General features: G+C 72.1%; 21 protein-coding genes and 3 pseudogenes. 12 read left to right on the forward strand and 12 right to left on the reverse strand.

Translation table 11 applies throughout. The features are described 5' to 3' along the window. Nucleotides 1-57: 57 nt before the first annotated feature. A complete protein-coding gene (locus BJF79_RS11780) occupies nucleotides 58-945 on the reverse strand; it encodes a polyprenyl synthetase family protein (protein WP_262401878.1) in 888 nt (295 codons plus the stop codon). A gap of 434 nt (nucleotides 946-1,379) precedes the next feature. Between BJF79_RS11780 and BJF79_RS11785 the strand changes: the two genes are divergently transcribed. Next, nucleotides 1,380-2,432 carry a terpene synthase family protein gene (locus BJF79_RS11785; RefSeq protein WP_143219854.1) on the forward strand — a complete coding sequence of 351 codons (1,053 nt, stop codon included), beginning with the start codon at nucleotides 1,380-1,382 and terminating at the stop codon, nucleotides 2,430-2,432. A 13-nt stretch (nucleotides 2,433-2,445) separates the two neighbouring features. Here the strand turns inward: BJF79_RS11785 and BJF79_RS55340 are convergent, their stop codons facing one another. Continuing rightward, nucleotides 2,446-2,598, reverse strand: coding sequence for a hypothetical protein (locus BJF79_RS55340; RefSeq protein ID WP_158079153.1), 153 nt, complete (start codon nucleotides 2,596-2,598; stop codon nucleotides 2,446-2,448). On the opposite strand from BJF79_RS55340, the gene BJF79_RS11790 reads away from it, so the two are divergent. Next, entirely contained in the window at nucleotides 2,588-2,914 is a 327-nt protein-coding gene (locus tag BJF79_RS11790; RefSeq protein ID WP_075897032.1) for a winged helix-turn-helix transcriptional regulator, read from the forward strand. The genes BJF79_RS55340 and BJF79_RS11790 overlap by 11 nt on opposite strands. 303 nt (nucleotides 2,915-3,217) lie before the next feature. Next, complete coding sequence (locus tag BJF79_RS11795; protein ID WP_143219855.1) at nucleotides 3,218-6,487, forward strand: hypothetical protein; 3,270 nt, start codon at nucleotides 3,218-3,220, stop codon at nucleotides 6,485-6,487. Nucleotides 6,488-6,556: 69 nt separating this feature from the next. On the opposite strand, the gene BJF79_RS11800 is transcribed toward BJF79_RS11795, so the two are convergent. Continuing rightward, a complete protein-coding gene (locus tag BJF79_RS11800) occupies nucleotides 6,557-7,276 on the reverse strand; it encodes a TetR/AcrR family transcriptional regulator (RefSeq protein ID WP_262401879.1) in 720 nt (239 codons plus the stop codon). A gap of 61 nt (nucleotides 7,277-7,337) precedes the next feature. Here BJF79_RS11800 and BJF79_RS11805 point away from each other — a divergent pair, with 61 nt between their 5' ends. Beyond that, complete coding sequence (locus tag BJF79_RS11805; protein ID WP_075897038.1) at nucleotides 7,338-8,048, forward strand: SDR family NAD(P)-dependent oxidoreductase; 711 nt, start codon at nucleotides 7,338-7,340, stop codon at nucleotides 8,046-8,048. 36 nt (nucleotides 8,049-8,084) lie between these two features. Here BJF79_RS11805 and BJF79_RS55345 read toward each other — a convergent pair whose 3' ends face one another. Continuing rightward, entirely contained in the window at nucleotides 8,085-8,240 is a 156-nt protein-coding gene (locus BJF79_RS55345) for a hypothetical protein (protein ID WP_158079154.1), read from the reverse strand. Next, entirely contained in the window at nucleotides 8,237-8,668 is a 432-nt protein-coding gene (locus BJF79_RS11810) for an ATP-binding protein (protein WP_158079155.1), read from the reverse strand. The genes BJF79_RS55345 and BJF79_RS11810 overlap by 4 nt, the downstream gene beginning before the upstream one ends. Nucleotides 8,669-8,930: 262 nt before the next feature. Here BJF79_RS11810 and BJF79_RS11815 point away from each other — a divergent pair, with 262 nt between their 5' ends. From BJF79_RS11815 to BJF79_RS59495, 4 genes and pseudogenes are all read left to right on the forward strand, one after another. Then, nucleotides 8,931-9,758, forward strand: a complete 828-nt coding sequence (locus tag BJF79_RS11815) for a helix-turn-helix domain-containing protein (protein ID WP_262401880.1) — start codon at nucleotides 8,931-8,933, stop codon at nucleotides 9,756-9,758. A 66-nt stretch (nucleotides 9,759-9,824) separates the two neighbouring features. Continuing rightward, entirely contained in the window at nucleotides 9,825-10,070 is a 246-nt protein-coding gene (locus BJF79_RS11820) for a DUF397 domain-containing protein (protein ID WP_262401888.1), read from the forward strand. 177 nt (nucleotides 10,071-10,247) lie between these two features. Next, nucleotides 10,248-10,292: pseudogene (locus BJF79_RS59490) on the forward strand (hypothetical protein); the annotation flags it as partial. Nucleotides 10,293-10,350: 58 nt separating this feature from the next. Next, entirely contained in the window at nucleotides 10,351-10,599 is a 249-nt protein-coding gene (locus BJF79_RS59495) for a hypothetical protein (RefSeq protein WP_262401881.1), read from the forward strand. Between the two features lie 45 nt (nucleotides 10,600-10,644). Here the strand turns inward: BJF79_RS59495 and BJF79_RS11835 are convergent. Both BJF79_RS11835 and BJF79_RS11840 read right to left on the reverse strand, forming a co-directional pair. Then, nucleotides 10,645-12,293: pseudogene (locus BJF79_RS11835) on the reverse strand (DUF899 family protein). Nucleotides 12,294-12,300: 7 nt separating this feature from the next. Continuing rightward, the gene (locus BJF79_RS11840; RefSeq protein ID WP_075897044.1) at nucleotides 12,301-13,257 is read right to left on the reverse strand and encodes a helix-turn-helix transcriptional regulator; all 957 of its coding nucleotides are present in this window, start codon (nucleotides 13,255-13,257) and stop codon (nucleotides 12,301-12,303) included. Nucleotides 13,258-13,319: 62 nt separating this feature from the next. Between BJF79_RS11840 and BJF79_RS11845 the strand changes: the two genes are divergently transcribed. Together BJF79_RS11845 and BJF79_RS11850 are read left to right on the forward strand one after the other, a co-directional pair. Beyond that, entirely contained in the window at nucleotides 13,320-13,892 is a 573-nt protein-coding gene (locus BJF79_RS11845; RefSeq protein WP_075897046.1) for a DinB family protein, read from the forward strand. After that, nucleotides 13,893-14,325 (forward strand): annotated as a pseudogene (locus BJF79_RS11850) (VOC family protein). 9 nt (nucleotides 14,326-14,334) lie between these two features. Here BJF79_RS11850 and BJF79_RS11855 read toward each other — a convergent pair. The 3 genes from BJF79_RS11855 to BJF79_RS50805 are packed head-to-tail and all read right to left on the reverse strand — an operon-like array spanning nucleotide 14,335 to nucleotide 17,176. Beyond that, nucleotides 14,335-16,524 (reverse strand): MMPL family transporter, encoded by a 2,190-nt coding sequence (locus BJF79_RS11855; protein ID WP_075897048.1) that lies wholly within the window; start codon nucleotides 16,522-16,524, stop codon nucleotides 14,335-14,337. Nucleotides 16,525-16,535: 11 nt separating this feature from the next. Then, a complete protein-coding gene (locus tag BJF79_RS11860) occupies nucleotides 16,536-16,892 on the reverse strand; it encodes a TetR family transcriptional regulator C-terminal domain-containing protein (RefSeq protein ID WP_083733358.1) in 357 nt (118 codons plus the stop codon). Then, nucleotides 16,889-17,176 carry a TetR/AcrR family transcriptional regulator gene (locus BJF79_RS50805; protein ID WP_083733359.1) on the reverse strand — a complete coding sequence of 96 codons (288 nt, stop codon included), beginning with the start codon at nucleotides 17,174-17,176 and terminating at the stop codon, nucleotides 16,889-16,891. Before BJF79_RS50805 ends, BJF79_RS11860 begins: the two co-directional genes overlap by 4 nt. 44 nt (nucleotides 17,177-17,220) lie before the next feature. Between BJF79_RS50805 and BJF79_RS11870 the strand changes: the two genes are divergently transcribed. Then, nucleotides 17,221-17,985, forward strand: coding sequence for a DUF4097 family beta strand repeat-containing protein (locus tag BJF79_RS11870; protein WP_075897052.1), 765 nt, complete (start codon nucleotides 17,221-17,223; stop codon nucleotides 17,983-17,985). Nucleotides 17,986-18,019: 34 nt separating this feature from the next. Here the strand turns inward: BJF79_RS11870 and BJF79_RS11875 are convergent, their stop codons facing one another. Beyond that, nucleotides 18,020-18,709, reverse strand: a complete 690-nt coding sequence (locus BJF79_RS11875; protein ID WP_262401885.1) for a siderophore-interacting protein — start codon at nucleotides 18,707-18,709, stop codon at nucleotides 18,020-18,022. 140 nt (nucleotides 18,710-18,849) lie between these two features. On the opposite strand from BJF79_RS11875, the gene BJF79_RS11880 reads away from it, so the two are divergent. After that, nucleotides 18,850-19,275 (forward strand): MerR family transcriptional regulator, encoded by a 426-nt coding sequence (locus BJF79_RS11880; RefSeq protein WP_075897056.1) that lies wholly within the window; start codon nucleotides 18,850-18,852, stop codon nucleotides 19,273-19,275. A gap of 4 nt (nucleotides 19,276-19,279) precedes the next feature. On the opposite strand, the gene BJF79_RS11885 is transcribed toward BJF79_RS11880, so the two are convergent. Then, on the reverse strand, nucleotides 19,280-20,020 hold the full coding sequence (locus BJF79_RS11885; RefSeq protein ID WP_075897058.1) for an aquaporin: 741 nt from the start codon (nucleotides 20,018-20,020) through the stop codon (nucleotides 19,280-19,282). Nucleotides 20,021-20,175: the final 155 nt, after the last annotated feature.

Genomic DNA, 20,175 nt, shown 5'->3' on the forward strand with positions numbered 1-20,175 from the left:
TCGAGGTGTGCGGGGCCGGTCAGCGGGTGCGGGCGACGACCTGCCGGGCCAGCGTGGTCAGGGCCTGTTCGGCGGCGTGGTCCGGCGTGACCAGCCGCAGGTGCTCCAGCGCCACGCCGATGTGGTGTTCGGCGTTCGCCGCCGCCCAGCTGCGGCCGCCCGCCTCCTGCACCAGACCGGCGGCCCGGACGAGGTCGTCGCCGGTGACGTCCGCGGCGTCTCGTACAGTTCGGCCAGCGCCCGTCCGGCGGGCGTCGGGGAGGCCAGCGCGTACACGACCGGCAGCGACTTCTTCCGGGACGCCAGGTCGGATCCGACCGGCTTCCCGGTCCGGGCCGGATCGCCCCAGATGCCCAGCAGGTCATCGATGAACTGGAACGCCAGGCCCAGATGCAGGCCGTAGGCCCGCATCCCCTCGATCCGGTCGGCCTCGGCACCGGCGGCGAGCGCGCCCAGCGCACCCGCCGCCGCGGTCAGCGCGGCGGTTTTGGCCGCGGCCCGCTCTTCGGCCTCCAGCAGCGTGCCGCCGGGCCGCTCCTCGGCCTCGCTGTCGGAGTGCTCGCCCTCGATGAGCTGCTGGATCGCCCCCGCGAGCACGCACACGCCCGCGCCGCCCAATGGCGGCGGCCGCTCGGCCAGCACCTCGGTGGCCAGGAAGAACAGCGCGTCCCCGGCGAGGATCGCCGCCGGGACGCCGAACACCGCCCACACCGCCGGACGCCCACGGCGCAGTTCGTCACCGTCGATCACGTCGTCATGGACCAGGGACGCGTTGTGCGCCAGCTCCACCGCCACCGCGGCCGGTACCGCCTGCTCCGCCGTCCCGCCCACCGCCTCGCACGCCAGCCGCACCAGGCGGGCCCGTATGCCCTTTCCGCCGTCCGCCGTCACCGGGTGCCCGGCCACGTCCTGCCACCCCAGGTGGTAGGCCACTATTCCGCGCACTCGCGGAGCCAACCGGTCCACCGCCGTCCGCACCCCGGACGTCACGAGATCGTCAGGTACCTGCGGACGCCGAGCCGGGCGCTCCTCTTCGCCTACCGTCGCAGGAAAAGTCACTGGCGTTCCTCTCTCATGCCCGCCAGGCCACCCGCACTCGGTTTCGGACCCGACGCGTCGGACACGACTCAGCATTCCATGACTGAGAGTAGTTGAATCGAAACGGAGAGTAATAGACCTGTATCAGCGCGACAGTGCACGACCACCTGCCGGGTAAGTGCATCTGCTCCGTCTTGGCTGGTCAGGGCAGGGTTGGGTCGGTATCTGGGGGACGGTGACATGCGTCAATACACGCTGTAGTATTTGTTGACTGTAAGTAGTCGACCCGCGGATCGCCGAGGGGGCGAATTGCGATGGGCGAGATTAAAGTGTTTTGTCCGGTGGCATTGAAAATGCACCCGGCGGGCGCCGAACCGGTGGACGCCTTCGGGGTTGAATGGGCCGTCCGGCACGATCTGTTCACGGGCGACAGCGCGGCCGCGCGGATGAACGTCGGGCTGGCCATCGCCGCCGCCATGCCGTTCACGTCCGAAGAGTTCGTCAAGGCGTTCACCGCCTACTGCTACTGGACGTTCGCCTGGGACGACCACCTGGACACCCTCGCGGACGACCCCGCGGCGCTGGCCGCCCACATCGCCGAGGTCGCGTTCGCCCTGAACGCCTCCACCGAAGCGCCCATCGCCGAGGACCGATGGGTCCGGGGCGCCCGGGCCTCCCGCGACCTGCTGAGCCGCTGCATGTCACCGGCGGGGCGGGCGGCCTTCGTGGAGACCAACAACTACTGGATCACCGGTGAGCTCTGGAAACGGGTGATGCAGCACCGGCAGGCGCGGCCCGGCGTCGGGGAGTTCATCCGGATGCGGAAGGCCAAGATGGGCATGACGGTCCTGGCCGCGATGACCGGCCCGGGCGGCGGCTACCCGATGGGCTCCCGGCAGCTGAGCGAACCGCCGGTACAGGCATTCAGCGAGGCGGTGCTGCTGGCGTGCTCGTTCTTCAACGACATGGTCAGCGCGCTGAAAGAAGCGCCCGTCCAGAAGCACATCAACATCATGGCCGCGCTCGGCCGCGACGACGGCCTGCCGGACGACCGGACCAATGCCGCGGCCTACGAGCTGTACGAGCGCACGGTGTGCCTGGCGCTGCGCCTGCAGCGGCGGCTGCTCGCGGATCCGCGGCCCGAAGTCGTCCGGTACGCCGCCGAGCTCCCGCAGTGGATCCCCGCGACGCTGCACTTCACCGCCACCAGCGCCCGCTACCACCTGCCCGACCTGCCCGGCGACATCCTGGAGCTTAGCGACACGCCCCTGGTGTGGGACTCCGACGACCACACCCCGCCGCCCCACCCGCAGATCGCCTGGTGGTGGGATCACGCCCTGCCCCACGTGGCGTCCGCGCCGCACCCGCGAACGACCGCATCGGTACGAAGCTAGTCGCCACCGGTCGCTACCGGTCGCTCAGGAACGGCAGTACTCGGGGGAGCACCGCGTCGGGGCGTCGGACGGCGACGACGTACTCGGCCCGCCGCTCGACCGCGTAGGCCGCGCGGTCATGGGGCGCGTCACTGGCGCCCAGCCCCAGCGGATCGATGGCGATCACCGTGTGGGACGCCGCCAGCACGTTGTGGTGCATCCAGATCCTCGTCGAGCTGGGTGAGGGGCCTCGAAGATTCACCCAGCTCGAACGTGCCATCGCGGGCGTCAGCCGCCGGATGCTGACCCTCAACCTCCGCAACCTCGAACGCAACGGCCTGATCACCCGAACCGTTCACCCGACCGCGCCGCCGAGCGTGGAGTACGCGCTCACCCCGCTGGCCGACCAGATCCGCGATCCCTTGGAGGCGCTCGCGGACTGGGCCCGCCGAGCCGTCCCCGATCTGCTGGCGGCTCGGCGCGCCTACGACGCCCGCACCTGACGAGCGGCCGCCAGGCGTCCGGATCGGTGTCCGGTGGTGTCCGGCCAGGTCAGGGGTGGTTCATGGGGGCGGCGGGGAGGGCGGGGGTCAGGAGCGTCCGGGGAAGGGTGACCGGAACCCTTGGAACGGGCCGGGGCTCTCCCCGGAGGCCCCTCTGGGTGGCGGTCGGGGCGACGCCAGGTGACGCGACGGTGAACGGGAGCCCGGCGTGGGATGACATCTGGCCGCAGAGGGTGTCCGGAGTGTTCGGTTCGTTGCCGGACACCTCGCCGGACGGCTGGTGTCGAAGGCATGAAGCACTCGATGCGAGCGGGTCTCACCCTGGCGGGGGGACTCCTCTTCGCCACCGCGGGCGGCCTCGCCTACGACGCCCTGACGGCCGCGCCCGCCCACGCGGCGGTGCCGGGCACGGAGCCGTGGCAGCGGTGCCCGCCCTACAGCACCGACTACAACCGGTTGGACTGCGACCCGAACGACACCGGGACGACGGTGCCCGGATTCGATCCGACGGACATCCGGCGACAGGTCCAGGAGATGCGGGAGCGGTTCGGCGGGCAGTACGCCCAGCCGCGGCGCCCCGCTCCGGAGGCCCGGCCCGAGACGCCGAAGCAGCGCCCGGAGAGCCGGCGGACCGAGCCGCGCCGACGGAGCGAGCCGCGGCCGTCGGCGGAGCGGCCGGACGAGAGCACCCCCGACCAGCCCCCGATCGTGCCACCGGACCGGGTCGTCCGGCCGCCGACGGACCGCCGCCCGGCACCGGACCCTAAGCCGAACCCGACGGCGCCGAAGCCGAACCCGGCGCCGCCGTCCAGGACCGGCCCCGGCGCGCCGTCGAGCCCCGGCACCGGTCAGGCCCCGCCGTCCGGTCCAGGCGCTCCGGCGAACCCGGGCGGGCCCGGGAATCCGCCCGGGCAGGTGCCGAACACGCCGGGGACGCCGCAGCCGACGCGTCCGTCCAGGCCGGACGTCCCGCAGCCGGGCACCAACCCGCCGCCGTCGGGACCGCCCGGCGGGCCGGCCACCCCAGAGGACGAGGGAGACGGCCGGGCGCGACGGCTCGGTCCGGTGTGGAACCCGGGCGTCTGGGCCCGGTACTTGAACACTCGCTTCCAGATGTGGCTCTCCTCCAGCCAAGCTCCGACCGAGCCCGGCTATGTCTGGAAGAAGACGGCCGAGAAGACGCTCGAACGTTCGTGGGACAAGAACCAGAAAAGCGGTTGGAACACCTTTCCCGACCCTCAGTGGTACACCGCCCCCGGCTACGCCAAGCTCGCCGCTGAGCTCAGCTACGCGGCTTGGCAGGCATGGCTCGAGACACCGGGTGGCAACCGGAATGAAGTGAAGAAGATCGCGCAACGTGTCGAGGAGCTTCGAGGGAAGCTGGACGAGGCCAGGGCGCGCGGCGATGCGGCCGCGGCCGCCAAGCTGGAACGCCTCCTGGCCAAGGCGGAGCTTCGCTTGGCGCAGGCGAAGGAGATCGAGACGGGCCTCTGGCCCGGCTTGGAGGAGTTGGAGAACGGCAACGGGCAGGAAGGACAGCAGGGGCAGGGCGAAGACGGCGGCGAGGCCGGTACCGAGGGGCAAGGCGGCGAGGCCGGTACCGAGGGGCAAGGCGGCGAGGCGGGTAGCGAAGGCCAGGGCGGCCAGAGTGCGCCGAACCAGATCGAGGCCGGGCGGACGATCGAGCCGCCGAACTCTCCGGTCGCCCCCCAGCCAGAGGTTCCCCAGTCCGAGGGTTCCCAGCGCGATCTTCCCCGCCCCGAGGTTCCGCAGCGCGACCTTCCCCGGCCGGATGTCCCCGGGGGTGAGGAGCCGGTGGACCCGCCCGCGCAGCCGGACGGCCCGGGTGGGCCCGCCACGCCAGGCCACCCGTTCCCGGTTCCGTTGCCTGAGCCGGTGACGCCCGAGGGGCCCGAGCAGCCCGAGACGCCGAACCTGCCGGGTGATCCCACAGCGCCCGAGACTCCGCGGACTCCTGAAGGTCCCGGCCTACCGGCCGATCCCGAGCCGAACCTGCCCGGGGAACCCGAGGGTCCCGAGGGGCCCGGTCTACCGGGCGACCCCGAGCAGCCTGACGCGCCGGTTCTGCCCGGCGACCCCGAAGCGCCCGAGAGTCCGGGGACGCCCGAGGGGCCGGGTGAGGAGCCGTCCGACGATGCCGAGGATGACCCGTTCCGTGTTCCTCCGGCGTTCCCGGCGGTTCGTCCGGGGCCGACCGTGCCCGGGACGCCCACGCCTCGGGAGCAGCCGCGCGTGCGGCCCGTGCCGGGCCGTCCGTCCGGTCCTGACCTGCCCGGACGGGTGCTGGAGCGTCCCCGGACGCCTGCCCCGGCCGGACAGTCGCGCCCGTCCGGTGGCCGGTCCGAGCCCTCGCGCCCGTCGGACACCCGTCCCGGGACCGGACGTCCGTCGGGCACCCGTCCGGGCGGAGGCGGTCGCCGACCGCGGCCGCGGCCCGCGCCCTCGCCCGTGCCCGCGACCGGCGGGCCGGTGCGTACCCTGCCCGCGCCCGTCCCGTCCCGCCCGCCGCTCGGAACCCCCAAGCCGGGACCGGCTCCCGAGTGGGACGAGACGGGACCGATCGTGAAGCGGGAACCGCCGATGCCGGATCGTCCGCCGCAGCAGCCGGTGAAGCCGAAGGTGGAGACGCCGAAGTTCACGCCGGACAAGGTTCCGGGGGTGACGGGCAAGTCGCCGTTGCGGGGTCGCAACATCGCGGCCGAGGTCGCGACTCTGGGGTTGGAGGAGTTGTACGGCAGAGCGCTCTCTCAGAACTTGAACTGGGCGGCGCAGAAGATCGCGGAGGATCCGGAGTTCGCGCGCCAGTTCGCCGAGGAGTACGACCGGTTCCAGGAGCTGTCGTGGGTCGAGCGGCGCAAGCGTGACTTCGGGCAGTTCCTGGGGTTCAACTCCGAGCGGTTCATCGAGGACTACTTCGTCCCCGAGTTGAGGGACCTTGCGGAGGAGGTCTTGAATCCGCCGCTGCCGCAGCAGACGACGCCGCCCGCTCCGGATGACGGCAGGACCAGGTTCGGGGTGATGACCCCGCAGGACTGGGCCAACACCCATACGACCGACGCGCTCTACCGCTACAAGGTGGGCGAGGAAGGCCAGAACCTCGACCTGCTGCTGCGCGACGAGCCGCGCCGTGCCCCGGCGTCCGCCCCTGCTCCGGCGGAGGAACCGGATCGGGAGGAGGAGGAAAAGGAGGACGACGACGGGCCGAGCGGGCACGAGAAGCGCATGGAGATGATCGAGGAGGGCCGGGAGTACCGGCGCCAGAAGGAGGCGGAAGAGAACTCCGGGAACGAGCGGCCGGATAACCACGACGGTGGTCACGGGCTGAGCGACGGCGGTGGTGACGCCCCGGCGCCCAGCGCGCCAGCGCCCGCGCCGAGCGCTCCGCCTTCGGGCGGGTCGTCCAACACCATCGACGGGGGCGGCTCCGGCGGAGCGCCGCCGCAGGGCGGCGGCCCCGCACCGGCGCCCACGGCCCCAAGCTCGCCAGGGAACGCGGATTCCGATCCCGCACATTCGATGAACAAGCTCGACGATCCGTCCATCAAGGCCTGACCCTTCGCTGAGCCGAGGCCCGCACCGAGCCGGTGCGGGCCTCACGCGTGCCTGCTCGTCGGCGCGGCCTTATGTCACGTTGCCGAGGTTGGCCAAGGCGTCGTGGACGTGCTGTTGGGGCGGTTCGCTCGCGGGCAGGGGGCGGCGGGCGGCCTCGGTGCGCAGGCCGTCGAGGAGGAAGGCGGCTTGGCGGCGCCAGGCGTCCGGGGCGGCCTCGGCGGTCGCGCGGGCCAGCAGGGCGTTGGAGGCGAAGGCGAACACCAGGTCCGCGTTGGTGAAGTCGGGGCGCAGGGCGCCGGACTCCCGGGCCCGCCGGACGATGCGTTGTGCGGCGTCCATGGTCCGTTCGCATACGGTCATGAGGCGCTCCGCGCCCGGATAACGGCCGCCGACCACGTCGGCGACGGCGGGGTCGGTGGCCTGGAGTTCGCAGAGTCTCTCGACGTAGAAGGCGAATCCCTCCCAGGGGTCCTCGAAGGACAGGGCGTGCCGTGCGACCTCGTCCAGGCGGCTCGCCGCACGATCGGTCACGACCTCGTCGATGAGCGCTTCGCGCGTGCCGAAGAGGTTGTAGAGGGTGCCGTGGCTCACGCCCGCCCGCCGGGCGATCTCCTTCAGCGGTACTTGCAGGCCGCGCTCCTGGAAGAGCTCGGCGGCGGCTGCTCGCAGCTTCTCCGCGTTCCGCTGCGCGTCGGCCCGCATCGGCTGGTTCCTCCTTGGTTTCGGCTGGGCGTCCGGCCCGGCGCGTCCCGTCCGTCCACAGAACTTGACCCCACGGTCAATCTGCATGCTACCGTCGAAATGTAAGTTGACCCCATGGTCAAGTTGAGTGAGTGAGGAGCATCCCCGCATGTCGAAAGTGATCGCCGTCTTCGGTGCCGGGACCGGTCTCGGGGCGTCCGTCGCCCGCCGCTTCGGCCGTGAAGGCTTCCGTGTCGCGCTGGTCGCGCGCCGACGAGAGCGCTTGGACGCCCTCGTCGAGCGACTGGCGGAGGACGGCGTCGAGGCGGCCGGTTTCACCGCCGACCTGTCCCGGCCCGCCGAGGTGCCGGCGCTGATCGCGAGCATCCGCGACCGTTTCGGCCGCATCGACGTGATCGAGTACGGGCCGTTCGGCACCGAGCAGAACTTCACCCCGGCCGCCGAGACGGACGCCGCCGTCCTGGAGGAGGGCCTCCCGATGTTCTTGCTGACGCCCGTGGAGGTGGTTCGGGCGGTCCTGCCGGAGTGGACCGAGCGGGGAGACGGCGCGTTCCTGCTGACCACCGGCGTCACGGCCGTCCACCCCATGCCCCGGCTCAGCGGCCTGGCGCCCCTCGGAGCCGCCGCCCGCAACTACCTGTACTCACTTCACGGTGAGCTGGCCGACGCGGGCATCTACGCCGGGACTCTCTCCGTCGGGGCGATGATCGCCCGCAGCGAGTTGAGCGCACTCGTCGCTCAAGCCGGAACCGGCGAGGGGACGGCCTCGGAGTTTCCCGTCGTCGACCCCGACGACCTCGCCGAGCACTACTGGGACATGTACACCAAGCGCGACCGGATCGAGCAGATTTACCCGTAGCGCGGAGCGCGGAGGCGTTAGGGCGAGGGGAGCCGCCTAAAGCAGCATCGCGGCGACGGCGAGGATCATGAAGATGATGCACATTCCGGTTCCGATGAACGCGCCGTGCACGATGCCGAGCGCGTATCGGTCGGACGGTCCCCGGTGGCTTCGCGGCGATTGCCTCGGTGGTGTGTGCGTGTGGGTGTTCACGGGAGCTTCACCTCGAACCACACCTTGACCTCGGTGTCGGACGTCGCGGTTCCCCACCGGTCGCTGAACGCTTCCACGAGGTCGAGCCCGCGACCGCTCTCGGCGTCCGGTGCCGCAGGCCCCCGGCGTTGAGGTTCCGCACCGTCCCGGATGCCGTTGACGACGGACACCCTTGCCGAATCCCCGTTGACCTCGTACTCGATGCCGACGTGCAGCCCGTCCCCGTAGAGGATCGCGTTCGTGAGCGCTTCCGAGAGCGACTGGAGCAGATCCGCGATGGCCGATTGGCCGACGCCGTCGTTCTCGAGTCTGCCTTGCAGCCATCGCCGTCCGACCGCGACGTTCTCCAGTTCCGCCGCGAGCCGCACGGTCCCGTGTGGTGGACGTCTTGCGGTGCTTGCAGCGGACGATCCTTCGCGTGCGTTCACCGGGCCCGTCCGTCCGCTCGTCCCGGCCGGGCGACGCCTGCCTGCCAGCCCCATGTCCCCGCTCCCCTCGTTCGGGCACGGCGTGTCCACCTGATCCCCAAAGCGCCGGACACGCCGCGTATACCGTCGCTAAACTCAGAGTGTGCGTGACCGGCAATGCACTGGCAAGCGATTCGAGTGACCTAGTTCAAAAAATCGATGGTCAGTTGGCGGACAAATCCCTCGGGAGGTTGCGATGGCGACAAGGCGGACGAGCCCCACGGTGCGGCGTCGGCGCCTGGCGGCGATCCTGCGCCAACTCCGCAAGGAGGCGAAGAAGACGAGGGAGGAGGCTGCGAAGTTCGCGAGCATCAGCCCCGTCACCATCAGCCGAATCGAGGCCGCCGCGCACAACCCCAAGCCCGGCGACATCGCGATGCTCTGCAAGTTCTACGAGCTTGGAGACAAGGAGACGGACGAGTTGGTGGCGCTCGCCCGTCAGTGCAGGATCAAGGGCTGGTGGCAGCATTACGACCTTCCGGACGCCATCAGCTCCTACACGGGCCTGGAGGAGGAGGTCGCCACGGTCCAGCAATACAGTCTCGATGTGGTCCCCGGGCTCCTGCAGACAAGTCCCTACGTTCGCGCCCTTATCGATGCCGAACTGAAGGCTTATTCCGAAGAAGAGGCCGAGCGCATGCTGGAGGTGCGCAAGAAGAGATGGGTGCGTCTGGAGGGAGACGACCCGCTGAAGACTTGGTGCGTTCTCAACGAGGACGTACTCCGGCGGCGGGTGGGCGGTTCCAAGGTGATGCGCGAGCAACTGCATCACCTGGTCGCTCTGTCTCGTAGAGAGAACGTAGAGATTCAGGTCCTGGCCTTCGAGGCGGGAGCCCATCCGGCGATCGCCAACGGCGGGTTCACCATCCTTGGCTTCCCGGAACAACTCGACCCGGACGTTGTCTATGTGGAACTGCCTCTGGGTAATATCTACTTGGAAAAACCAACAGAGATTGCGACATACACTCAGTTGTTCAACCAACTACGTGCTCGGGCGCTGGGTCCCAATGAGTCACGTTCGTTGATCGCAGAGATAGCTGACCAGATATAACGGAGGTGTTTTGTCGTGGAACTGAACAATGAGTTGAGTTGGCGGAGCGATGCAACGTGCGTTGCAGTGGGCATTTGGCGTAAAAGTGCGCACAGCGGTCAGGGTGGTGTTGACTGTGTCGAGGTCGCGGGTTGGCGTAAGAGTCGCCACAGCAACAACGGCGGAGCGTGCGTTGAGGTGGGGGCGTGCGGGTGTTGCGGGACGGCCGTGCGTGACAGCAAGGACCCGGACGGGCCGAAGCTCGCGTTCGGTGTCGCGGCGTGGCGGTCGTTCCACGCCGACGTCGTCGCCGGTCGGTACGACCTGACCTGACCTGACCTGACCTGACCTGGCGACGCGTCGACGAGGATCTGTGGGGGCTGCTCGCCGGTCGTCGGGCTGCCTGCGGGGATACGTTCGGCGGGTGAACGTTCGTGTGACCGGGGTCGTGATCGAGGACGCCGGATTCTGCTGCTCGATCAAGACACCGACACCGGCCGGTCCTGGTCTCTGCCGGGCGGGAAGGCCGAGGAGGGCGAGTCCCTCGCCGAGGCCCTGGTCCGGGAGATGCGTGAGGAGACCGGCGTCGACGTCATCGTCGGTCGGCTGCTGTATGTCTGCGATCACCCTGCCCGGCGGGGGTACGCACGTTGTGCACATCACCTTCGAGGCCCGCCGCGTCGGCGGCACCGTCGGGGAGGTCGTGGCCGGGGCCGATACCCGGCCGATCCGTGGCGTGGAGTTCGTAAAGCTTTCGGACCTGGTGGGGGTGGGATTCACTGAGCGGTTCGTGGAGCTTGCCCGGGCGGGCTTCCCCGGCGCCGGGTCCTATATGGGCGCCAAGAACAACATCGGCCTGTGACCGGGCGGCGCCGTTCGACACCTCGATGAGGCGCCTGTCCCCGCACTACGGTCGGCGGCCGAGGGTGGTTACCGGGGGCGCATCCGGGCGCGTCCACTGCGGGACGGGACGGCTCGTGGGGCCCCACGTCGCGTCGCCGTTCGCGTCCGTGCGCCACGACCAGCACGGGACGTCGCCTTCGGGGCGGCCCTCGGGGTTGTCCTCCCACGCTTCGCCGCGCCCGTAGGGCGTCATGTCGAGCAGGCCGAGGGACGGGTTGACGCGCTCGTTGCCGCGGCCCGTCGTGGAGTAGGTGAGGAACGTGCGGTCGCCGTCGCGCAGGAAGCAGGTGATGTAGCCCATGTCGCCGCCGACCGGCTCGTCCAGGTCGCGTACCGAGTACCAGGGCTGGGTGTATCCCATGAACTCGACGAAGGCGGCCACCTCGTCCCACGCGCCCGTGGTCAGGACGGCGTACGAGACGCCGCGGGCGTGAGGTAGGACGCGTCGTGCACGTGCCAGGCCGTGGTGGTGCAGCCCTCGCACTGCCCCTGGTGGGGTGCCCCGTCGTGCCACATGTGCTTGTAGACGACGAGTTCGTCGCGGCCCTCGAACAGGTCGAGGAACGGGACGGGGCCGTCGGGGCCGACGACCTCGACCGTCCCGTCGAACTCCACCATCGGCAGGCGGCGGCGGGCGGCGGCGATGGCGTCGCCCTCGCGGGTGTGGGCCTTCTCGCGGGCGAGGAGTTCGTCGCGCGCCGCCTGCCAGGCGGACATGTCGACGACGGGCGGGCGGCCGGACGGCGCGGTGGTCATGGTGTCCTCCGTGGTTTCTCGTGCCGGGTTCAACGGGACAGACACGTCACCCGGCCGGAACTCATCGCCCGAGGAGGACGGTAAGGATTCGTTCGGCGTTCGTCCAGAGGACGGCGCGCCGATGTCGGGGACCACGTGGCGGTGGGCGCCGGGGATCCGGGTGGCGAGGAAGGCGCCGTTGTCGGGCGAGTGGCTCGTGTCCTCCGCGCCGTACCAGAGGTCGACGGGGACGGTGATCTCCGAGAGGGCGATCGGCCAGCGGCCCATGGCGAGGACGGTGTCGCGGGCGTAGCCGTCCGCGCCCTGGGCGAAGCCTTCGTCGAGGGCCCGCCGGTAGGCGTCCGCGAACACGGGGTGCCGGTAGACGGCCAGGTCGGAGGCGGGGCTTCCGGCCATCACCATGTTCCACATCGCGTCCGCGTCGAGGGTCGCGAAGTGTTTCTCGGCGGCGGACGGGTCGGACGCGGTCTTCTCCACGAGGCGCCGCAGGTCGGCGGGGAGCACGGGGGCGAACTCGGGGGCGGCGACCTCGTCCGCGCCGGAGACCACGGCCAGCGCGGAGACGACGCCCGCCGCGGCGCACGCGAGGGCGAAGGGGGCGCCCTGCGAGTTCCCGACCATGCGCGGACGGTCCGGCACGACCCGGCGGACGTCGTCGGCGAAGCGGCGAACGTCCGCGGCGGGCGTCGAGACGCCGAGTCCCGGACGGTCGACGGAGATCAGGCGCACGCCCAGCGCGTCCACGACGTCCGTGCCGAAACCGAGACGGCGGCTCGTGGCGGCGCCGGGGCACAGCAGGACCGGGACGCCGTCCGGCGGGCCCCACTCGGCCCAGCCGAGGACGCGTCCGTCGGGCAGGCGGGTTTCGCCGAGGCGAGCTGGGGTGTCGACGCGCATGGCACCATCATGCCCTGGCGAGCGCGGCGAGGCGGCGGGCGAGCTGCGCGGCGGCGTCGCGCAGCTCCGGGGGATCGAGGATCTCCGCCGCGAAGCCCAGCCGGACGATGTGGACGGCGAGCCAGTCGAGGTCGTCGCCGCCCGCGACGAGCACGCACCGGCCGTCGCCGTCGTCCTCGATCCGTCCGACCTGCGGCGGGATCAGCTCCCGCACCCGGCCGGGCGGGGCGTGCACCCGGACGCGGGCGAGGTGCCGGTACGGGGCCTCGGCCGTCGACCGCTGCACGTGGGCGACGGGGTCCGGGTGCTCGCGCGGCCGGAAGTGCCAGGTCGTCGCGGTGACGTCGCGCATCCGGTCGAGCCGGAAGACGCGCCAGTCGTCGCGGTCGACGTCCCAGGCCATCAGGTACCAGCGGTGGCTGGTGGCGACCATCCGCACCGGCTCGACCGTGCGTTCGCGCTCGTCGCCGTGGCGGCCCGCGTACCGGAACCGCACCCGGACGGTGTCGCGGCGGGCCCGCGCGAGGGTGACGAGCAGTTCGGGGTCGACCTCGACGCCGGGGCCGACGAGCGTGTCGGTGGCGCCGCGCACGGCGCGGACCTCGGCGCGCAGCCGGGGCGGCATCACCTGGTCGAGTTTCGTGAGGGCGCGCAGCGCCGCCTCGCCCGCACCGGCGACCGTCCCGCCCGCCGCGAGGCGGAGCGAGACCGCCGTCGCGATCGCCTCCCCGTCGTCGAGGAGGAGGGGCGGGAGCCGGGTGCCCGCGCCGAGCCGGTAGCCGCCGCCGACGCCCGCCGTCGCGTGGACGGGGTAGCCGAGCGCGCGCAGCCGTTCGACGTCGCGGCGGACGCAGCGGTCGGTGACGTCCAGTTCGGCGGCGAGTTCGGCGGCGGTCCAGGACGGCCGGCGCTGCAGCAGTTCGAGGAGCCGCAGCACCCGCTCGGTCGTTCCCTCCACGGTCATATCTCCATCGTTCCACCGATCGCGGAACGATACTGTCCGCTATTGGGGGCAGAGTCTTCTCCATGACGGACCTGACATGGAATTCCCTGCTCACCGATCAACTCACCTGGCACTGGACGAACCAGTTGCGCGATCGCCTGGCGGACCTCACCGACGACGAGTACTTCTGGGAGCCGGTCCCGGACTGCTGGAACGTGCGTCCGCGGGGCACGGGAACGGCACCGGTCCAGGCGGGGGGCGGCGCGATGACCATCGACTTCGCGTTCCCGGCCCCCGAACCCGAGCCGGTCACGACGATCGCGTGGCGGCTCGGGCACGTGCTCGTCGGCGTGCTCGGGGCCCGCAACGCCACGCACTTCGGCGGGAAGCCGGTCGACTACGAGTCGTACGAGTACCCGGAGACGGCGGCCGGGGCGCTGGCCCGGCTCGACGCGGAGTACGCCGCGTGGACGGCCGGGGTCGAGTCCCTCGGCGAAGCCGGCCTCGCCCGTCCGTGCGGGGAGGGGGAGGGCCCGTACGCGGCGGACCCGATGGCGCGGCTCGTCCTGCACATCAACCGCGAGATGATCCACCACCTGTCCGAGGTGTGCCTGCTCCGCGACCTGTACGCGCACACGCACCGGGAGGCGAGCTGAATGGACGTCCAGATCACGTTCGACTGCGCCGACCCGGCCGCGCTCGCGGCGTTCTGGGCCGAGGCCCTCGAATACCGGGTGCAGGAGCCGCCCAAGGGGTTCGACACCTGGGAGCAGGCCCTCGAAGCGTGGGGCGTGCCGCCGGAGAACCGCAACGACGCGTCCGCGGCGGTCGACCCGGCGGGGGCCGGGCCGCGGCTGTTCTTCCAGCGGGTACCGGAGGGCAAGCAGGCCAAGAACCGCGTGCACCTGGACGTGCGGGCCGCGCCGGGGCTGGCGGGCGACGCGCGGATGGCGGCGCTGGAGGCGGCGGCCGAGCGGCTCGTCGACCCGCGGCGCGACCCGGCTGGGACGGCACGAGCCCGCGCCGCCGCTCGGCGCCGGGCACATCGTGATGGCCGACCCGGAAGGCAACGAGTTCTGCCTTGATTGACGCGGTGCATCAGGTCGCCGGTTCCGTGACGTGCTCGGCGCCTTCGGCGTCCGGGGAGCCGGGCTGCTCCAGGCCTGCGCCTTCGATGTCGAGGTCGGGAAGGAGCCGGTCGAGCCATCGGGGCAGCCACCAGGCGCCGCGGCCGGTCAGCGCGAGGACGGCCGGGACGAGCGTCATCCGGACGAGGAAGGCGTCGGCCAGGATCCCGGCGGCCAGGCCGAGGGCGATGGGTTTGAGGGTGAGGTCGTCGGTGGTGGCGAAACCGGCGAACACGGCGAACATGATCAGCGCGGCGGCGGTGATGACCCGGGTGGTGTGCCGGGAGCCGGTCAGGACGGCCTCGTGCGGCCGTCCCGTCCGGACGTGCTCCTCGCGGACCCGCGACACCAGGAACACCTGGTAGTCCATGGCCAGGCCGAACAGTACGGCGATCACGACGATCGGCATGAAGCTGAAGACCGGTCCGGTGGTGGCGACGCCGAACAGTTCGGCGAGCCACCCCCACTGGAAGACGGCGACGACCGCGCCGAACGCGGCTCCGGCCGACAGCAGGAACCCGGCGGCGGCCTTGACCGGGACGAGGATCGAGCGGAAGACCAGCAGCAACAGCAGCAGCGAGAGCCCCACCACGACGGCGGTGAACGGCGGCAGCGAGCCGCGGAGCCGGTCGGACACGTCGATCGCGGCGGGGGTGGAGCCGGTGACCAGCACCTCCGCGCCCGCGGCCGCACCGAGGGCGGGGGTGCGGGCGCGGACGTCCCGGACGAGCCGGTGGGTCGCCGGGGTGCGCGGCCCCTCCGCGGGAACGAGCTGGACGACCGCGGTGCGGCCGTCCGTGCCGGGTTCGGGGTCGCCGATCGACACCACGCCGGGCAGGTCGAGCCCGGACGCGACGCGCGCGGCGGCCCTCATCGGGTCGCCGTCTGCGTCGCGCGTCCGCACCAGGACCAGCAGCCGTCCGTTGCTGCCGGGACCGAAGGCGCCGGAGATCAGGTCGTACGCCTTGCGCTGCGTGGAAGCGGGGTCGGCGGTCCCGTTGTCGGGCATCGCCAGGTCGAGCTTGAGCGCCGGGACCGCCATCGCGCCCAACGCCAGCAGGACGACCGGGACGGTGAGCAGCGGGCGGCGCGTGACGAGCCGCGCCCAGCGCAGCCCGGCGCCGTCGCGTCGCGTGCGCGCGGCGCGCGAACCCGGCCGGGGGCGCAGCCGTTCTCCGGCCAGGCCGAGCAGGGCGGGCAGCAGGGTGATCGCGGCGGCCACCGCCATCAGGACGGTCAGCGCGGCGGCCAGGCCCATGACGGTGAGGAACGGGATGCCGACCACCGACAGCCCGGCCAGCGCGATGACCACGGTGAGACCGGCGAAGACGACGGCGCCCCCGGCGGTCGCGACGGCGCGCGCCGCCGACTCCTCGGCCGCCATGCCGTCCGCGAGCTGGGCCCGGTGCCGGGAGCCGATGAACAGCGCGTAGTCGATGCCGACGGCCAGCCCGACCATCAGCGCCAGGCTCGGCGCGGTGTCGGAGACGGTGGCGAGGTTGGAGACCAGCAGCAACCCGAGCAACCCGATCGCCAGCCCGGCCAGCGCGGTGGCCAGGGTAAGCCCGGCGGCCAGGAGCGAGCCGAGGGTGCCCACCAGCACGATCACGGCGACGACGAGGCCGATCACCTCGCCGATGCCCACGTGCATCCCGGCGGTGCTGTAGACGGATCCGCCGACCTCGGCGCGCAGGCCGTCCGAGCGGGCCGCGGCGGCGATGTCCTCCAGGGCGGTGACGCTGGAATCCTCCAGCACGTCCCGCTTGATCGGATAGAGCACCTTGGCGAGCGCGGTGCGCCGGTCGGCGGAGACGGAACCGCTCTCGAACGGGTCGGTCGCCTCGGCGACCTGCGGCGCCGCGGCCGCGTCCCGTACCGCGCTCTGGATGCGGGCCCGGTGCGCCGGGTCGTCGACGGTGCTGCCGGGCGGGGCGGCGAACACCAGTTGCGCGGTCACCCCGGTCGCCTCCGGCAGGGACCGTTCCAGCAGGTCGATGCCCCGCTGGGATTGCGAGCCGGGGATGGTGGCCTCGCTGTCCAGGTGGGAGCCGAAGGCGGCCAGGCCGCCCCCGGTCAGGAACAGCAGCACCAGCCAGCCGGCCAGGAACCGGAATCGGTGGCGGAACGCGGTCCGGCCGAGCCGGTAGAGGAGGGTCGCCAACGGAGGACCTCTCAGGAGTTCGCGGCCGGGGGGAGCAGGGCGGTCAGCACGGCGGTGAACGCCTGCCTGATCACGTCCGCGGTGACGTTCTCGGGGTCGGCGAGGTGCTCGTTGACCAGGCCGTTGGTGAGGCAGTGGAGGATCAGCCCGGCCAGCTCCGGCGGGACGGCCGCACCGGTGCCGGTGCGTTCGGTCACCTCCGCGACGGAGCGGGCGGCGGTGTCGCGCTGCGCGCGGCGCAGCGGGGCCAGCACGGCCCGGGTCTCCTCGTCGCGGGCGGCGCGGGCGGCGAACTCCAGCCCGAGCTGCCCGTGCCGGGTGTCGCCGGTGATCCGGTCGGTGATCAGCTCGGCGACCCGTTCGATCAGCGCGCCCGTGTCGTCGTGCCGTCGATCTCGGCGGTGACGGCGGCCAGTTCGTCCTGCGCCCCCTGGCCGAGGACGGCACCGAACAGTTCCTGCTTGCCGCCGAAGTTGGAGTAGACGGCGCCCTTGGTGAATCCGGCGGCATGGGCGATGTCCTCGATGCGGGCGCGGCGTAGCCGCGTTCGGTGAACACCCGAACGGCCTCGGCCAGCAGCCTCCGCCGCACCTCCTCGCGTGGGACCCGCCGGGCGGGCCCTGGGTTGTCGGTCATGACCGGACCGTAGCATACTCAAAGTATTCAGTACTTTCGGTATCGAACTTGGAGGCCCTCTTGCTCCCCTCACCGCGCCGCTCGCTGCCCCTGGCCACGGGAGCGCTGCTCCTGCTCGCGCCCCTCACCGGGTGCGGAGCCTCGGCCGACGACGCCGCCCCCGAACGGCGCGACTTCGGCCCTGTCGGCTCCCGCCTCACCATCGCCAAGGACCGGGGCGACCTGGACGTAAGGCCCGCAGACGTCGAGAACGTCCAGGTGACCCGCCGGTTCGACCGGTGGAACGTGATCGGCACCGACCCGTCCGTGACCTGGGACCTCACCGGCGACCGGCTCACCCTGTCCACCGACTGCGGCACCCTGGTCGGCGGCTGCGCCGTGCGCTACGAGGTGCTGGTCCCCCGCGGCGTCGCGGTCGGCGTCCAGGGACAGAACGGGACGATCTCGGCCGCCGGCTTCGCGGCCGCGCTGAGCATCCGCAGCACCAACGGCGCGATCAGGGTCGACGGCGCCACCGGCCCGCTCGACCTGCGCACCGAGAGCGGCGAAGTGCGCTCCACCGCGACCGGGTCGCAGCGCCTCTCGGCCACCACCCAGAACGGCACGGTCGACCTGTCGTTCGCCGCCGCGCCGACGCAGGCGACTGTGACCACCGAGAACGGCGAGGTGAACATGACGGTGCCCCGCACCCCCTACAAGGTCACCACCACGACCGACAGCGGCGACGTCCGCGCCGACGTCCCCACGGACGCGTCCGCCCCCCGCTCGATCACCGTCCGCACCGAGAGCGGAGCGATCGCCTTGAACACCGCCGCCGACGGCTGACGCCGCCCGGCCCGTCCCGTTCGGTCCATGCCGCTCAGTCCATGCCGCGTCGTCCCGGGGTCCAGAACGGCTTCACGACGACGTCCCGGCGCGACCAGCCGCGCTCGTCCACGAGGTGGCGGCGCACCGCCTGGCAGGCGCGCGCCTCACCGGCGAGGTAGGCGACGCCCGGGACGTCCGGCAGGTCCAGCGAGCGGACGGCGTCCGGCAGTTCGGCGGGCCGGTAGACCCAGGTCGGCCGGTCGCCGCCGGGGAGGGGGAGCCGGTCGCCCGGCCCGTCGGCCACGAGCACGCCGTGGACGTCGGCCCCGGCCGGCAGGGCGCGAAGCATCGCGCCGAACGCGACGGCCGCGGTCTCGTCCCCGGCGAACAGGTGGTACCGCGCGCCGTCGCGCAGCACGAGCCGTCCCTTCGGCCCCATGAGGGCGGCGGTGTCGCCGATCCGGACCCGGCGCGCCCAGAGGGCGCCCGGTCCGGCCGACGGGTGGTCGAGTACGCACAGGTCGAGATGGCCCTCCGGCGAGTGATCCCAGATCGAGTAGGTGCGCAGGACGCCGTCCAGCCATGCCCGGGGCCGCAGCGGATCGCCGACGCGGACGCGGACGTGCGTGCCCGGCACCCACTCCAGCCCGCGCAGCCGGGGACCCGCGATGCGGATGCGGCGCATGCGTTCGGCGATCCGCTCGACCTCGGTGACGGTGCCGTGCAGGAACGGGTTCAGCACGGGGCCTCCCGGCGTTCGGCGAACCACGGGTCGGTGAGCGCGGCATGGCCGTCCGGCTTCAGTGGCACGCGGGAGTCGACCACGCGGGTGATCGCGATCGGGGGCTTGATCATGCCGTGAGCGTGCCGGTTAATGTGCACATGAAGTCAAGCGGGCGGATGACGATCGGCGAGCTGGCGGAACGGTTCGGGCTCGCCACGCACGTGCTGCGGTACTGGGAGGACAAGGGGCTGCTGGAACCCGCGCGCGGGACGAGCGGTCAGCGCACGTACGGGCCCGACGACCTGGGGCGGGTGGCGCTGATCCTCATGGGCAAGGAGGCCGGTTTCCGGCTGGAGGACCTGCGTACGCTCCTGACCGCCGCCAGCCCGATGGACCACCGTGACCTGCTGCGAGGTCACGTCGAGGAGCTGGAGCGGCGGATGGCGCGGGCGCGGGCCGCCAAGGAGCTGATCGAGCACGCGCTCGACTGCCCGTACAGCTTCGCCGAGTGCGAGCACGCGCGCGAGCAGATCGCCGCCCGCATCCCGGCCGCGCCCGGGCGGACGGCGGCGGGCCCGGCCTGACGGCCTACCGGTTGGAATCCGGGGGCGGCAGCGGGGTTTCCTTCGTGGGACGTTCCAGCCATTCGTGCGCGACGGCGGCGATCGCGCCGCCGATGAGCGGGGCGACGATGAACAGCCACACCTGCGACAGGGCCGACCCGCCCGCGATGAGGGCGGGGCCCAGGCTGCGGGCGGGGTTGACGGACGTGCCCGTGATCGGGATGCCGACGAGATGGACGGTCGTGAGCGCCAGGCCGATCGCGACGCCGCTGACGGACGCGATGGCGGTCGGGCCCGTCATGGCGAGGACCGCGAACACGAACAGCGCGGTCAGGATGATCTCGGCGAGGAACGCGCCGCCCATGCCGATGTGGATGAGGCTCGCGTCGCCCCAGCCGTCCGCGCCGAGTCCGGTCACGGACCGCTCGTAGTCCGGCGAGTTGGTGAACGTCGCCCACAGCAGGAGCGCGCCGAGGATGCCGCCGACGAACTGGGCGGCCCAGTAGCCGACCGCCTCGACGGGGGTCATCCGGCGGGCGAGGAGCACACCGAGCGTGACGGCCGGGTTGACGTGGCAGCCGGAGACCGGGCCGATCGCGTACACCAGGACGAGGAGCACCAGCCCGAACGCGAGCGCCGTCGCCACCACGCCCGCCGCCGGGCTGCCGCCCGCCAGCTCGAACCCGAACGACAGCGTCGCCACGCCCACCGCGAAGTAGACCAGCAGCAGCGTCCCGACGAGTTCCGCCGCGTACTTACGCACCATGTTCCGACCTCCCCGATCGGGCTACCCGGATCATTCGCAAGATCAACTCGGGGCGGGCGCACATGGGCGAGGTTTGGCCGCGGCTTGGACGGCCGGTGACGCCAGTGTCGGCAGTCCGCGACGCGGGAACCTGCGGGCGTCGCGGGGCGCCTAAG

This window comes from Actinomadura sp. CNU-125 (assembly GCF_001942465.1).
Taxonomy (GTDB): Bacteria; Actinomycetota; Actinomycetes; order Streptosporangiales; family Streptosporangiaceae; genus Spirillospora.

Excerpts from the sequence above, each read along its gene's own strand:
- BJF79_RS11795 (WP_143219855.1), top strand. The coding sequence starts at position 3,218 with ATGCGAGCGGGTCTCACCCTGGCGGGGGGACTCCTCTTCGCCACCGCG.
- BJF79_RS11805 (WP_075897038.1), top strand. The coding sequence starts at position 7,338 with ATGTCGAAAGTGATCGCCGTCTTCGGTGCCGGGACCGGTCTCGGGGCG.
- BJF79_RS11800 (WP_262401879.1), bottom strand. The coding sequence starts at position 7,276 with ATGCAGATTGACCGTGGGGTCAAGTTCTGTGGACGGACGGGACGCGCC.
- BJF79_RS11880 (WP_075897056.1), top strand. The coding sequence starts at position 18,850 with ATGAAGTCAAGCGGGCGGATGACGATCGGCGAGCTGGCGGAACGGTTC.
- BJF79_RS11790 (WP_075897032.1), top strand. The coding sequence starts at position 2,588 with ATGGCGATCACCGTGTGGGACGCCGCCAGCACGTTGTGGTGCATCCAG.
- BJF79_RS11845 (WP_075897046.1), top strand. The coding sequence starts at position 13,320 with ATGACGGACCTGACATGGAATTCCCTGCTCACCGATCAACTCACCTGG.
- BJF79_RS50805 (WP_083733359.1), bottom strand. The coding sequence starts at position 17,176 with ATGCTACGGTCCGGTCATGACCGACAACCCAGGGCCCGCCCGGCGGGT.
- BJF79_RS11840 (WP_075897044.1), bottom strand. The coding sequence starts at position 13,257 with ATGACCGTGGAGGGAACGACCGAGCGGGTGCTGCGGCTCCTCGAACTG.
- BJF79_RS59495 (WP_262401881.1), top strand. The coding sequence starts at position 10,351 with ATGTCTGCGATCACCCTGCCCGGCGGGGGTACGCACGTTGTGCACATC.
- BJF79_RS11885 (WP_075897058.1), bottom strand. The coding sequence starts at position 20,020 with ATGGTGCGTAAGTACGCGGCGGAACTCGTCGGGACGCTGCTGCTGGTC.